Source organism: Bacillus cereus group sp. BfR-BA-01355, assembly GCF_022663675.1.
GTDB lineage: Bacteria > Bacillota > Bacilli > Bacillales > Bacillaceae_G > Bacillus_A > Bacillus_A thuringiensis_S.
Genome location: NZ_JAKUFY010000033.1, coordinates 40889 through 55292, shown reverse-complemented (window position 1 = coordinate 55292; position 14404 = coordinate 40889). Strand labels below are relative to the sequence as shown.

Genomic DNA, 14404 nt, shown 5'->3' with positions numbered 1-14404 from the left:
TGAACACATATTAGGGGTATTTGGTTTGCATTCTATTCGGCTTGAAATTTCTGGAATCCAATCAATTATAGCTCTAAAAAACAGTTGACTAATCGTAAGAAAGACACCCAAGAGCTATCAAAGATTTTAATTCGCCTGTTCAACCTCCTACAGCAAAACGGGAGAAAATCTCATCGATATGAGAAGAAAACAGTCTTTGATATATTAGGTGTCATTTACAATTGTACCATGTTTGATAATCAAGCGGCTTAAATCAAAAAATTGAAACCCATTAGGGTTTATTTCGTATGCAAATCTTTAAATTCCCTACACGTAGCTTTTAAAAAAAAGAAACAACCTCTATTATAATTAACGTTTTATGGTCTTAGCTTGATAGCGATGGGGTAGTGCCATATCCCTATCAAGTTAAAGTTTTGATGTCCCCGCAATGATAAAAATTGTGAATATTTATATGAAAGATTAGAGCTCTCCTTCTTGTAGGAGGGCTCTAATCTTTGTTTAAAAACTATAGCATATACATGGGCAGACTCAATATGTGAACTTTGTCCGGATTCAATTTAGAATATAAAAAAGGAGAACTTGCGTTAGAATACAAGCTCTCTTTAAAAGAAATAACGTAATTGAGATACTTATATATTAACAATTTTTTCTTCTAGTTCCATATTTCTTATGTTGAGAAATAAATGATAAGGGGCTTAATAAAACTAAAATGAATTATTGACATAATATTTCGACGATAATATAATAAATCTCGAATTCAAGATAACTTGTAAAGGATTGGTAATTATGAGTGTGATTAATGATGAGAGCTTATCTTTAAAGTTATTTGTTACATTATCAAGGGCAGCACAGGCAATTACTAAGCGTATTGAAGAGGATATAAAAAGTTATGGACTTAATCCAACTGAATTTGCAGTGCTTGAGCTACTATATAGTAAAGGCGATCAGCCTATACAAAAAATTGGAGGGAAAATATTACTTGCAAGTAGTAGTATCACGTATGTAGTGGATAAGTTGGAAAAGAAGAGGTTCTTAATACGAAAACCATGTCCAAAAGACCGCCGTGTCACGTATGCGTCAATTACTTCAGATGGTATTCAGTTAATGGATAGTATTTTTCCTCAGCATAAAGAGGCGATTCGGCATATATTTGGTGGTTTGGACTATATTGAGAAAAAAATGATAATCGAAAAGTTGAAAAAATTAGGGTATTATGCACTCGAACTATAAATTTTTAGAAATATATCTCGAATTAGTAATGTCCTAATTAAATCTAATTTAAATAAATAGGAGGAAAAATTAATAAATGGTAGTAAATTTATTATAATACAAAATGAATAAACCATGTAATTTCAATTGGTATAGCATGAAATAAAGTTGTTATGTTAACGTATACATATCGTCCTTTAAATTATAAATCTTTCATAAAGCGGAGAGTGGGTATCAAGAATGGAATTACGTCATTTAGAGTATTTTATTCAAGTTTGTAATAATAATAGTTTCACTAAAGCTGCGGAAGTTCTAGGTATTTCACAGCCGACTTTAAGTCAACAAATCCGTGTTTTAGAAGGGGAACTTGATACACCCTTGTTTCATCGAGTTGGAAGAGGTATCAAAATGACAGAAGCGGGTAAGCTGCTATTTGATAAAGGAAAATTTATCATGCAACAATTTGATGACGTGTATAATGAAATTTTTGAATTAAAGGGTGTAAAAAGAGGTGTGATTACTATAGGAGGTTTATTAGAGGATCTCACTTATTTAACACCTTATATTATGAAGTTTCAACAACATTATCCCAACATTGTAGTAAAGATTATAGAATCCGAAGTTGCTGTAAATCAAATCGTTGACAAAAATATTGATTTCGGGATTACACGTAGTGCTCAAATTCCAGACATATTAACAAGCACCCTTTTGTATAGTGAAGAGCTCGTCCTTGTAATTCCAAAAAATCATCCTTTGAATGAAAAATCATTTGTTTCTTTTCGAGAATTAGTAGGGCTGAGTAGAATAATGGTTTCATGTAGTTGTCGTGAATCTATTAAGATATATTGTGAGAGTTTAGGGTTATCTTTATCTGAAGCAAATATAGAAACAAAATCTTCTATTTCTCTATTGAGCCTTGTATACAATGGACATGGGGTTGCCATAATACCTCTTTCACTGGTTAACTTTGTTAATAATGATACTTTGAGCATAGTTCGTATTACTGATCCAACACCAAGCCAAGATATTAATCTTATTCACTTTGATGATAAATTTTTAAGTTTTGCAGCACGTATCTTTATGCAGAAGTTAAATGATTCGCAAAAAGTATCAGTGTAATAGAAATAATAATGATTCTAGTGTAACAATTGAAAAATTAAGATCTATATTAAAGTCAAAGGGCAGTGGATTTATATGTGTGGTGTAGTCGATCAAGAGGGGGATACCATTGACTTTTAATTAAGGAAAAAAGGACAGACTTTGCAAGGAGAGAAGGCTATCAAAAACAAGTTAAGTTAATCAATCAATTCTTCGGTCTTATCGCATAGTAACACATTCCATGTAGGGATATACAATGCTATTTCGAATCTACATACCCTTATTGCAGAAAGAAAACCACCGGCATTATACCGGTGGTTTTGACTTAGAAAGCAAAGCAAGTACAACCGATACCCCATGTAGTTCCATCTTTTCCTATTACGGTATGAGTGTGTTGATGGAGAGGGTTACTGCAACTATGTAACTTGTTATCATGGGAATCGTGGGAAAGTATAGTGTTGGCTAGGTTAGCACCACCATAACCATAAACGCCCGTCGGTGACCAATCAGGTGATGCTGGCGGCAATTCAGGTGATAAATTTTTAAATTCATCATTTCCATAAACAACCTGCCCACCCATAATGGTGAGTAATGATTCAAGGTTTTTGATTTCTTCTTCTGGCACAGTAAAGTAGTCAGCAGACAATACAGCAAGATCAGCAAACTGACCTACTGCCAGGGTTCCCTTTTTACCTTCATCATCAGAGAACCACGCACTTCCTTTTGAATATAATTCCAGGGCTACTTTTCTATCAAGTTTATTTTTTTCATCGTATATGGAAAGCCCACCAATGGTTTTTCCGGCAACCATCCAGTAAAGGGCAACCCAAGGGTTATAGCTGGAAACCCTAGTTGCATCACTACCGGCGCCAACAGGTATACCAAGGTCTAACATACGATAAATCGGAGGAGTACGCTTTGCAGCTTCCTTTCCGTATAAATCAACAAAGTATTCACCTTGAAAAGCCATGCGGTCTTGGATGGCAATACCGCCATTTAAAGCCTTAACACGTTCCATACTACGATCTGAGATTGTTTCTGCATGGTCAAACCACCATCGTAGACCATTAAAAGGAATTTCACTGTTAACTTCCTCAAATACATTTAAGAAACGTGTGATTGACTCATCATAAGTTGCATGTAAACGGAAGGGCCAACGGTTTTCCACCAATAGAGAAATTACTTTCTTTAAGTCAGCTTCCATCATCGTAGCTAGTTCAGGCCGTGGCATTTGAAATTTTTCAAAATCGGCTGCTGAGAATACTAACATCTCTCCGGCACCATTCATTTTATACTTATCACTTCCTTGACCTGGAGAAACAATTTTTGCCCATGAAGCAAAGTCTTCATATTCATGATTTGGATTTTGCGTAAATAGATTATAAGCAATACGCAAAGTTAATTGTTCCTTCTCGGCTAAATGTTCAACAACTTTGTAATCATCCGGATAATTTTGGAATCCACCACCTGCGTCAATAGCACTTGTAATACCTAATCTATTTAATTCGCGCATAAAATGGCGAGTTGAGTTAATCTGGTCGTCAAAATTAAGTACTGGTGCTTTACCCAAACTTGAATAAAGAATAGAAGCGTTAGGATTCGCAATTAAAAGGCCTGTTGGATTACCTCGTTTATCCCGCTCAATTAAGCAGCCTGGAGGGTCTGGTGTATCTTTCGTATATCCCAGTGCATGCAGCCCTGCACGATTTACAAGTGCTCTATCGTAAAGATGTAGCACAAAGACAGGAGTGTGTTCAGAAACGGCATTAATTTCTTCCAAAGTTGGCAACCGTCTCTCTTTAAATTGAAATTCAGACCAACCTCCAACTACTCTTACCCACTGAGGAGCAGGTGTACGCCTTGCCTGTTCTTTGAGCATTTCTAGAGCAATAAAAAGTGATGGCACGCCTTCCCAACGTAATTCCATATTATAATGTAGACCACCACGAATAACGTGTATATGAGAGTCATTCAGGCCTGGAATAGCTCTCTTTCTTTTAAGGTCTATTTTCTTTGTTTTTTCCGTGGCACTATTAAGAAGCTCATCTCCACCTACTGCAGTGACTAAACCATCAGTTATGGCGATAGCAGATACCTCAGGTTGAGAAGGGTCAAGGGTAGTAATTTTTCCGTTATATAAGATCATATCCGGTAAAGTCATGTTCACACCTCGTCTACTTTCTATTATTTTGTAACCATGGATGAAATAATTTACCGAAAATCGGCATGACTACCCATGATAGCAAGGACACTATACATACAGAAACAAAAAAAGCTGACATAATAGGATTCATATGTTTTATAATAGGTCCTATCAATTTAGGAACTAACATGCTAAGAGGCCATACACCCAAAAGGGTAACGATAGACATTTTCCATTTTGGCGGTGGAACTGGCGTTTTCGGAGTAACAAACCAATAAGCCAAACTGCTTTCAGTTTTGTAAGTTGGATTAGTGGCTTGAAATTGCTCGGCCGTTTTTAACAAATCCCGGCGAACATCTGATTCTTGCCAAGCACGTAGATGCTCATACGTATCAAAGCGAAAAATAACAGTATACTCTCTGGATTCGTTACTTGGGACTATTAGATTTACACCTAAATGTCCTGGGAATTTAGTAGCCGCAGCCTCAATTTCATGTCTCCATGTTTCAAACTGTTTTTCTTTACCCTGTTGAATTTCCCATGTAACAATCGTTGTTACTGGATTAGCAGCATCCATTGTGTTCTCTGTATGAGTCTCTTCGACAGCTACTCCTTCTAGTTTCATATTTTTCTGCTTGGAAGCGCGCCGTGAACCATAGTATATGCGTATTCTACACCTTGACCATAAGCGCCAGTGTGTTCTTTTACAATCTCCATTACAGCATCATAAGTGTCTTTGTGTGCCCAATCACGTTGGTATTCAAGTAAAACTTGAATTGCTGTCACTGGAATTGCACCAGCTTGTTCTACACGACGCATAGCAGCGTTATGTGCTGTCAAACTAGTACCACCTGAAGCATCATCAACTGCATACACCTCATAGCCAGCTTTAATTGCTTCAAGCACAGGGAATGCAAGGCAAACTTCAGTCCAAAGTGCTGCAAATATTAATTTCTTTCTACCTGTTGCTTTAACTGCTTCAACAAATTTTGGATCTTCCCAAGAATTCATTGAACTGCGTTCTATAATTTCATGGTTTGGGAATATGTCAAGAATTTGCGGCCAAAAATAACCAGAAAAGCTGCGTGTTTCAACTGTAGTAAGAATAGTAGGTACGTTAAAAGTTTTTGCTGATTTAGCAAGCAGCATAACGTTATTAATCAATGTTTGTCTATCAATACTTGCAACTCCAAAAGTCATTTGAGGCTGAAAATCAATCAAAATTAAGGCACTGTTCTCCGGATTTAACAATTCTAAATTACTCATAATAAAACGCTCCTTTTTTAATTGTTTAAAATCAATATTATTGAAAATAATGTTTTTTCTGTTAATTAAAAAGAGAGTGCTGATTTAATCAGCACTAAATGTATACTATCCATTTTTTAAAAAGTGATTTAAAGCTATTTCCTTGAAATACATTTATGCATTTTGTTTACTAAGATCTCGCTGTGCGCCCATATAGCTTCCAATTATATTTTGATAGCCTGGAAGATTGCTAGCAAGCAAATTGCCAAAACCTTCGACATCGTTGCGCCAATCGCGTTGTAATTCGCAAGCTACGCTAAACCAGTTCATAAGTTGCACACCACTATGTGCCATACGAGTATTTGCAGCATCTGCAACATGTTTATTGAAAGTACCTGAAGCATCAGTAACAGCAAATACTTCATATCCAGCTTTTATAGCGGAAAGTGCAGGGAAAGCAACACAAACGTCCGTAACTACGCCGGCGATGATAATTTGCTTTTTTCCAGTTTCTTCGATTGCTTTTACAAAATCATCATTATCCCATGCGTTAATTTGTCCAGGTCGAGCTATTTTTGGTGCATGAGGAAAGAGATCAACCAATTCTTGCATTAAAGGTCCGTTAGGTCCGTTTTCAAAACTTGTTGTTAAAATAACTGGTAAATCAAAAAACTTAGCAGTATGAGCAAGAGCTAAAACATTGTTCTTGAATTCATCAACACCATAGTCACGTACTAGTCCGGACATAAGACCAGTTTGATGATCTACTAAAAGCACGACAGCATCATCTTTGTTAATACGAGAATAGAGATCAGTCATTATGTATTCCTCCTAAAAATTAAGTAATCGAAGAAAGTTTAAATAGTCGAATACTATCATAAGTTTCTTCGTTTATAACTAAGCTGACCAATAATATTGGTTATAGCAGCATTCACAGAACATGAAGTGCTATACAAATTTATAGTATTTGAAAACTGATTCATTAATCAATTCTAAATTATCTATAATTTGTATAGGTCGTAACTATAGTTGTTTTCACTATAAAATAGATTGGTTTTACCTATACATCCTATAGATAGAACAATATTGATAGTCACCTATTTTTGTTATTACAATTGAATATGAGTAATGTTCAGTAATTATTTTATGATGAAAAAGGTATTAGAGGGGGGATTGTTCCAAACGGAGAAAAAATGCATTGGAACAATAGAGTTTCATACTTAGAGTTCACAACATAAACGTGCATGAATAGCTTATGAGATTCATCCGAATTATTGAAGAAAAGGATACATATTAAAGGAGGTAGGAGAATGGCAAAAATTACTGTAGGAACCGAAAATCAAGCACCAATTGAGATATATTATGAGGATCATGGTATAGGAAAACCAGTTGTACTCATTCATGGTTGGCCGTTAAGTGGTCGATCTTGGGAATATCAAGTTCCCGCTCTTGTTGAGGCTGGATACAGAGTTATAACATATGATCGTCGAGGCTTTGGAAAATCATCTCAGCCGTGGGAAGGGTATGAATATGATACCTTTACTTCTGATTTACATCAACTATTAGAACATTTAGAGCTTCAAAATGTCACACTTGTTGGTTTTTCTATGGGGGGAGGCGAAGTAGCCCGGTATATTGGGAAATATGGAACCCATAGAATAGAGAAGGCTGTATTTGCCGGAGCTGTACCACCATTCCTTTACAAGTCAGCAGATCATCCTGAGGGTGTATTAGATGATGTAGCAATTCAAGGATTTGAAAATGGAGTGAAAAGTGATCGCATAGCATTCCTTGATGAGTTTACGAAAGGTTTTTTTGCTGCTGGAGATCGAACTGACTTAGTTAGTGAACCATTTCGACTTTACAATAGGGATATCGCTGCGGGTGCATCACCTAAAGGAACATTAGATTGTATCGCTGCTTTCAGCAAAACAGACTTCAGAAGCGATTTAGCCAAGATTAATATACCTACCCTTGTCATTCATGGTGATTCAGATGCAACTGTACCATATGAATATAGTGGGAAATTAACACATGAAGCAATTCCTAATTCTAAAGTAGCATTAATAAAGGGTGGTCCACATGGGCTCAATGCAACGCATGCTAAAGAATTTAATGAAGCACTCCTATCATTTTTAAAGGACTGATTACAACTATATAATTGTTAATTGAGACATTATAAATAAGTTAAAATAAAGCTTTATAAAAGATGCTCTTGGATAAATCCAGGAGCATCTTTTTAAATATTGATATTGAGATGTTAGGTTAATAAATCGCCATTAGTTTTGGATTGAATATTCTTCTTAACAGCTAAAATGTATTGATTAGAGTTTTTTAGATTTCTTAGAAGTATTGTTATATTACTATCAAGATAATATTTCTTCCTCAAAACAAAGAAATATACATTTTTTTGAGGAAAAAATATCTTGTCAGAAAACAATAAAATCTTATTAATTTTTATAATTGGTAGAATTTTTATGGAAATAATTCTCTTAATATATTAAAATAACATCGTATTATGTCAGATTTTAATTAGGGGAGAGAAATTTTATGTTGAAAAAAATCATTCCAGTTGCTTTAGCATTAAGTACAGTTACTTTTACTAGTGTATTTGCTGCGCCTTCAATCCAAGCGAGTACAGAACCAAACCGCTACATAGATGTGCAAATGCTCGGTATTAACGATTTTCATGGGCAACTAGACACTGTAAAAAAAATTAACAATAAAGATGCAGGGGGAATTGAGTACTTAGGGGCTTATTTACGTGATCGTGAAAAACAAAATCCGAATACATTAAAGGTACATGCTGGCGATGTTGTTGGAGCAAGTACTCCTGTTTCAGCATTATTACAAGACGAACCTACGATTGAATTTCTAAATGATTTGAAATTCGATGTTGGAACTATAGGAAATCATGAATTTGATGAAGGTGTTGCGGAAATGAACCGCCTTATTTATGGTGGATATCATGAGAAAACAGGGAATTTTAAAGGAGCAAAATTCCCATATGTTGCTGCAAATTTCTATAATAAATCCACCGGTCGTTTATTTTTACCACCATTCACTATAAAAAAGGTACAAGGAGTTCCTGTTGGATTTATCGGAGTTGTAACAACGGATGTTCCTAACCTTGTTATGCCTACTATGCTAAAGAATGTGGAAATTACAGATGAAGTTGAAGCTATTAACAAATCCGTAAAGCAATTAAAAAAACTAGGCGTTAAATCTATCGTTGTTCTTGCACATAACGGAGGTACAACAGATGGGAACGGCGTAACAAATGGTGATATCGTCCGATTAGCAAATGAGACTGATCCAGAAGTCGATGTTATTTTTGGTGGGCATAGCCACACGTATGTAAATGGAACTGTTAATAATAAACTTGTCGTACAAGCAAATTCTTATGGTATGGCTTTTGCTGATGTTGATGTAAAGATTGACCGTAAGACACAAGATATTGTTGAGAAAAAAGCAGAAATTGTTACAACTTACCATGAAGGCATGGAGCCTGATAAAAAAATAAAGAAGAAGATGGAGAAATATCAAGCAAAAATCGCACCTCTTGTTAATGAAGTTGTAGGTAAGTCTATTGCTCCACTAGATCGCAAACTCAATACGGCTGGTGAATCTACTCTTGGAAATTTAGTTGCTGATGCCCAGCGTACAACAATGCAATCCCAAATTGCACTTATGAATCCTGGTGGTATTCGTAATGACTTAGATGCTGGTGATATTACATGGGGCGAGATATATGGTATTCAACCATTCGGAAATCAATTAATAAAAGTAAATTTAACAGGCCAAGACATTCGTGATATTTTAAATCAACAATGGCAAAAAGACATAACAAGAATGCTTCAAATTTCAGGGATCCAATACACTTGGGATGCGAACAAGCCTAATGGAGAAAAAGTAACAAGTATTCGCTTAACAAATGGAGAAGAAATTATTCCTTCGAAAACTTACAGCGTCGTTGCTAACGCATTTCTAGCTTCAGGTGGAGATGGATTTGTATCTTTTAAAAACGGTAAAGATGCTGAAACAGGACCAACTGATTTTGAAGCATTAGTAGATTATATAAAAAAATCAAAAGAACCAATTCAGTCTATTATTGATGGAAGAATTCAAAAAATAAATTAGGTTTTTATTAATCTCAAAAAAAAATAGATTACCTATACTTTTTATTGTACAGGTAATCTATTTTTTGTGGGTTTGAAATAAAGTCTTACTGTGGCCAATTAATAGTGACGGTGAATTTGGCCCCTATGGAACATTAAAATTGGATGATCCAAACAGTTATAACTACATTTTTGGACAGGTCAAAAAAGATCAATTTTTTATTGATTTACGTAAGGCGAACGGCGTGACAAAAACTTGGTTACACGAACAACATCCAATTTTCGCTGGAATAACTACCGAAGGGCCTGATATACCAAAAACTGTTGATATATCATTAGGTAAAGCGTTTGATATACTTGTTCAAATTCAAAAAGTGAGTCCATCTCAAGTACATCAATAAATTTAGAATAATATGCCTTAATGACAAATTTCATAGTGTTTCATATAACACAATGAAATTTGTTTTATATAGCAAGAAGAATAATCGCATTAGAAAAAATTAGCAGTTTAACCTGTTAAGAGTAAAACGAATCTTCAATATGTAAAGCGCAAAAACACTGAAGCGAAAAGCATCGGTGTTTTTTGCGCTTTCGGGCACAGATGCTACTTCAACCCTAGTGTACAAGTGATTTTGTATGTAAGGAATTTGTAAGGAATAGGTAAGAAAAAAGAGATTTTCATTGTGTAGGATAAAAATATAAGGAGTCGTGAGGGGGGGATAAGTACGGCCTATATATAACAATCAGTAACAAGAGTGTTTTGTGAAAATAATGAGTACAATGATTGCAAATGCATTGTTGCCTTTTCATCATTGGGAGAATGGATAGCTGTGTGGTTCGTATATGACACTGCTATCAACTATCTATACAATTTTAATAGAAGAGAGGAATTCTTTATGAAAACACGCAGTAAAATTACATGTGCAAGTCTAGCACTTTTAATAGCTGGAAGTTCCCTGTTATACATAACACCAACATCAATTGTAAAAGCAGAACCTACGCAAAATGTATCTAGTTCGTTACAAACAAGTACGAAAAGCGATCGTACTTCCGTTAAGAAAGCAATGCGAGATGAACTGCAACTTGGATACCCGGGAATACTCGCTCAAATTTCTAAGGGGGGTAAAACTTGGAGTTATAGTGCTGGGATAGCGGATTTGAGAACTAAGAAACCAATGAAAGCAGATTTTCGCTTTCGCATTGGCAGTGTGACGAAAACGTTCATTGCAACAGTTCTACTTCAATTATCTGGAGAGAACCGTTTGAATCTAGACGACTCAATTGAAAAATGGTTACCTGGTGTGATTCAAGGAAACGGATATGATGGTAACCAGATTACTATCCGGCAAATATTGAATCATACAAGTGGTATTGCTGACTATATAAATTCAAAAGACTTTGATATTACGGATATAAAAAAATCGTATACGGCTGAAGAATTTGTAAAGATGGGGATTTCACTTCCCCCAGACTTTGCCCCAGGAAAGGGTTGGTCTTATTCAAACACAGGATACGTATTACTGGGGATCCTTATTGAAAAAGTAACTGGCAACAGTTATGCCGAAGAGGTTGAAAATCGGATTATTGAACCGCTTGATTTGTCAAATACATTCCTACCTGGCAATTCAAGCGTGATTCCAGGGACTAAGCATGCCCGTGGCTATTTGCAACTAGACGGAGCGAGTGAGCTAAAAGACGTTACTTATATTAACCCAGGTAGCTCGGATGGAGATATGATTTCTACTGCTGACGACTTAAGCAAATTCTTCTCTTACTTACTAGGTGGCAAATTACTGAAGGAACAGCAGTTAAAACAAATGCTTACTACAGTTCCTACAAATAGAGAGGGAACCGGATATGGTCTTGGAATCCTTGAAATTAAGCTTCCGAACGGTGTCTCGGTATGGGGACACAGGGGGGCCGTTCCAGGGTTTTCCACTTTTGTTGGTGGAACACTTGGAGGTAAACATATACTCGCTATCAATTCGAACAGTTTAAACATTAATAACCCGGAATTTTTTAAAAACATTTTACTTGCTGAATTTAGCAAGTAGGAAAAACGGATAAATTTTGTCATTTGTAATTTCCATCGGAATGGATTACCGCTTGAAATGAGTATAGAGGGATTAAGTATCTAGAAACAATCAAGCCAATCATGAAGGATGGCTAAGTAAAAGGATTTGTTTATACATTGGCCAATTAAAAGAGCAACACATATAATGAGTGATTATGTATATAGTATTGCATTTGTGTTGGTATCGTCACGGATTGTAAATTTGTATAAGGTGCGAAGTCTAATTTAAGACTTCGCACTTTTGCTGTTTAACAGCTTTTATTACGAAGCTATTAACAATAGAAAAAGGAGAATGTAACTAGTTATGTGGATACTACTGTATGATTGGTGCAACAAATTGTGACTCTAACGTATTTGAAAGGTTTGATAAATTCACCGTTTATCGTCCTGACATTGATATTAAAAAGGCATTTAGTGGTACTGCAAGACATCTTGCTTTTGGATCAAGTATCTATAATTGTGTAGGAGCAGCATTTGCAAAATTAGAAATTGAAATAGATTCAACGATCAAAGATAATATTAGCGGAAAAAAATTGAGGGACATTAAAGATTTTGTGAAGAGGACTTCAAAAATGAAATAACATTGTAATAAGTTATATTTCTATTATTAATTGAAAGTTATTACCCTATAAATTCAGTCATTTATTATATAACTGAGTGCATAAAAAATGAACCGAACTCTATTAAATAATGTAAAAGCTAAAAGGTTTTCGCTTTGGGAACATCTCAAAATATTAAATTGATGGTAACTTTGTTGTAGCTCTTTAAACATACCTATATTAAAACCCAAATTTCTCAATTTAATGCTGAGAAATTTGGGTTTTAATATAGGAATCAATTTTTTAAAAAATTTTTAGAAATTTAAAGATAAAGTATTGTATACATGTAAGTATGATTAAAAATGAAAAGTTGTAAATGCTAAATTTAATTAAATATGCCTTACTCTCTTTAACATTGGCCTGAATGAATAGTTTATAGGAGATTACACTGGCTAAAGATGCGATAATTGTTCCAAGCCCTCCAATATTTACTCCTAGTAATAAAGCTTTCCAATCAGAAGTAAAGTTTGATAGAAGAATTGAAGTAGGAAAATTGCTAATCAATTGACTCAAAAATATGGAACTAAAGAAGACTGAAGTATCTCCTCTTAAATTAGCGCGAGCAAATGTCCCCAGTGCATCGGAATGGGAAATGTTTCCGATAAAAATAAAAAAACAGACAAAGGTTATTAGAAGAAAGTAATCGATCTTAAATAGTAAGTTTCTATCTAACGTAAATGCTGCTATCAGTGTGACTATTAGCGCGATGTAATAATTAATAACACCAAAAATAGATGCAATGATAGTAATAAGTATCAAAATCCAGACGGTAGCTTTTTTTCGATTTTTCACGGTAATAACAGGTAGTTCTATTTTCAAATCTGTTTTTTGAAGTTTTTGAGTAAATATAAATAATAAACTAATTCCAAGTACAGCTAAAAGCAGAATTGAACCTAAAAATGGGATGAGCTTAATTCCATAGTAAGAATATAGGTATAAATTTTGTGGGTTTCCCATAGGCATCAAGCTACTACCGATGTTTGCTGCAATTGTCTGCAGGATGATTGTATCCATCATGTTCATTTGTGTTTTTTTACTAATGACAAGTGTTATTGGTACAAAAGTGAGGAGAGCAACATCATTTGTTACAAACATGGAGCAAATAAAGCATAACAAAATTAGAATAATAGATATTGACCTGCTGTTATTGCATTTATTTAAAATCGCAACGGCAAGTTTGTCTAATATCTTTAGCTGTTCCAAGGCCTTAATGGCTACCATCAGATTAAATAAGCTAATTAACACTTCAAAGTTAATATATTCGATCTTTGGCGAATGTATTAAGCAGCTTACAATTGCTAGTATCAGTGAAATGGTAAGCACTAAATCCTTTTTTAAAAATTCGAATTTCATAAGGAGTCTTTTTTTATTTTGAACGAATACTATTTCTTTCACAATACACCACCTGTAATCTATGTTAGTAAATATACGTTTTTTGGGATAACTCGATATTGCTAGAAAAGAGGATGTCATAAGGTCCTAAATAAGAGTTTTGTAATGTTTCATCCCTTCAACAAAATCTTTTTTTCTTAGTGTCTTTCATGTTGTAAATATGTGCAATATAGACGAATCCAACTAGGGGGATTAATTGAGAAAACAAATGTTTTTTGTATGATAACATAAATAAATTAAATGTTTTATTTTTTTAATATTCTTATAATATTCCATTGATTCTTGATTTCAAATACTTTATATGAACTTCTAAAAGAGAAAAAATATGCATGTTTTTATGAAGAAAATAGAGGCTTGTCAGAGGTTAGGTAGAACAGCATCCGCGACGTTTGGATACTGTATAAAATTCACAAAATCTCACTGTTTTTTTAGATGAAAAATCTTAAAATATTTTTTTGTTTTTATAAAAATCTGTACTTTTTCGTAACATTCTGTACTTTTAATTATAAATTAAAGACAAGCTTCT

At 34.5% G+C, this 14404-nt stretch carries 11 protein-coding genes and 2 pseudogenes; 8 read left to right on the top strand and 5 right to left on the bottom strand.

The features are described 5' to 3' along the window. Positions 1–96 precede the first annotated feature (96 nt). The 3 genes and pseudogenes from MR167_RS33680 to MR167_RS13635 all read left to right on the top strand — a co-directional run. Positions 97–252, top strand: a pseudogene (locus MR167_RS33680) (IS4 family transposase); the annotation flags it as partial. A gap of 534 nt (positions 253–786) precedes the next feature. Beyond that, positions 787–1230: a MarR family winged helix-turn-helix transcriptional regulator gene (locus MR167_RS13640; protein ID WP_000111431.1), complete on the top strand. Its 444-nt coding sequence runs from the start codon at positions 787–789 to the stop codon at positions 1228–1230. Positions 1231–1449: 219 nt separating this feature from the next. Further along, entirely contained in the window at positions 1450–2328 is an 879-nt protein-coding gene (locus MR167_RS13635) for a LysR family transcriptional regulator (protein WP_000423185.1), read from the top strand. A 304-nt stretch (positions 2329–2632) separates the two neighbouring features. Here the strand turns inward: MR167_RS13635 and MR167_RS13630 are convergent, their stop codons facing one another. From MR167_RS13630 to ycaC, 4 genes are all read right to left on the bottom strand, one after another. Further along, positions 2633–4468 carry an amidohydrolase gene (locus MR167_RS13630; RefSeq protein ID WP_000174494.1) on the bottom strand — a complete coding sequence of 612 codons (1836 nt, stop codon included), beginning with the start codon at positions 4466–4468 and terminating at the stop codon, positions 2633–2635. A 13-nt stretch (positions 4469–4481) separates the two neighbouring features. Beyond that, complete coding sequence (locus tag MR167_RS13625) at positions 4482–5075, bottom strand: antibiotic biosynthesis monooxygenase (protein ID WP_000763041.1); 594 nt, start codon at positions 5073–5075, stop codon at positions 4482–4484. Beyond that, on the bottom strand, positions 5072–5716 hold the full coding sequence (locus MR167_RS13620; protein ID WP_000067162.1) for a hydrolase: 645 nt from the start codon (positions 5714–5716) through the stop codon (positions 5072–5074). Before MR167_RS13620 ends, MR167_RS13625 begins: the two co-directional genes overlap by 4 nt. 153 nt (positions 5717–5869) lie before the next feature. Next, positions 5870–6514, bottom strand: coding sequence for an isochorismate family cysteine hydrolase YcaC (gene ycaC / locus MR167_RS13615; RefSeq protein ID WP_242314824.1), 645 nt, complete (start codon positions 6512–6514; stop codon positions 5870–5872). Positions 6515–7005: 491 nt separating this feature from the next. Here ycaC and MR167_RS13610 point away from each other — a divergent pair, with 491 nt between their 5' ends. The 5 genes and pseudogenes from MR167_RS13610 to MR167_RS13590 all read left to right on the top strand — a co-directional run bounded on the left by MR167_RS13610 (position 7006) and on the right by MR167_RS13590 (position 12468). After that, entirely contained in the window at positions 7006–7842 is an 837-nt protein-coding gene (locus MR167_RS13610; RefSeq protein ID WP_001074304.1) for an alpha/beta fold hydrolase, read from the top strand. 403 nt (positions 7843–8245) lie between these two features. Next, complete coding sequence (locus tag MR167_RS13605; protein WP_000913771.1) at positions 8246–9835, top strand: bifunctional metallophosphatase/5'-nucleotidase; 1590 nt, start codon at positions 8246–8248, stop codon at positions 9833–9835. Positions 9836–9935: 100 nt separating this feature from the next. Further along, positions 9936–10214, top strand: a pseudogene (locus tag MR167_RS13600) (erythromycin esterase family protein); the annotation flags it as partial. Between the two features lie 429 nt (positions 10215–10643). Next, positions 10644–11867: a serine hydrolase domain-containing protein gene (locus MR167_RS13595; protein WP_015945838.1), complete on the top strand. Its 1224-nt coding sequence runs from the start codon at positions 10644–10646 to the stop codon at positions 11865–11867. 340 nt (positions 11868–12207) lie between these two features. Beyond that, positions 12208–12468 carry a hypothetical protein gene (locus tag MR167_RS13590; RefSeq protein ID WP_000578627.1) on the top strand — a complete coding sequence of 87 codons (261 nt, stop codon included), beginning with the start codon at positions 12208–12210 and terminating at the stop codon, positions 12466–12468. A gap of 261 nt (positions 12469–12729) precedes the next feature. On the opposite strand, the gene MR167_RS13585 is transcribed toward MR167_RS13590, so the two are convergent. Further along, positions 12730–13881 carry an anion transporter gene (locus MR167_RS13585; RefSeq protein WP_000659287.1) on the bottom strand — a complete coding sequence of 384 codons (1152 nt, stop codon included), beginning with the start codon at positions 13879–13881 and terminating at the stop codon, positions 12730–12732. Positions 13882–14404: the final 523 nt, after the last annotated feature.

Coding starts and splice junctions, on each gene's coding strand:
- MR167_RS13640 (WP_000111431.1), top strand. CDS start 787: ATGAGTGTGATTAATGATGAGAGCTTATCTTTAAAGTTATTTGTTACA.
- MR167_RS13635 (WP_000423185.1), top strand. CDS start 1,450: ATGGAATTACGTCATTTAGAGTATTTTATTCAAGTTTGTAATAATAAT.
- MR167_RS13630 (WP_000174494.1), bottom strand. CDS start 4,468: ATGACTTTACCGGATATGATCTTATATAACGGAAAAATTACTACCCTT.
- MR167_RS13625 (WP_000763041.1), bottom strand. CDS start 5,075: ATGAAACTAGAAGGAGTAGCTGTCGAAGAGACTCATACAGAGAACACA.
- MR167_RS13620 (WP_000067162.1), bottom strand. CDS start 5,716: ATGAGTAATTTAGAATTGTTAAATCCGGAGAACAGTGCCTTAATTTTG.
- ycaC (WP_242314824.1), bottom strand. CDS start 6,514: ATGACTGATCTCTATTCTCGTATTAACAAAGATGATGCTGTCGTGCTT.
- MR167_RS13610 (WP_001074304.1), top strand. CDS start 7,006: ATGGCAAAAATTACTGTAGGAACCGAAAATCAAGCACCAATTGAGATA.
- MR167_RS13605 (WP_000913771.1), top strand. CDS start 8,246: ATGTTGAAAAAAATCATTCCAGTTGCTTTAGCATTAAGTACAGTTACT.
- MR167_RS13590 (WP_000578627.1), top strand. CDS start 12,208: ATGATTGGTGCAACAAATTGTGACTCTAACGTATTTGAAAGGTTTGAT.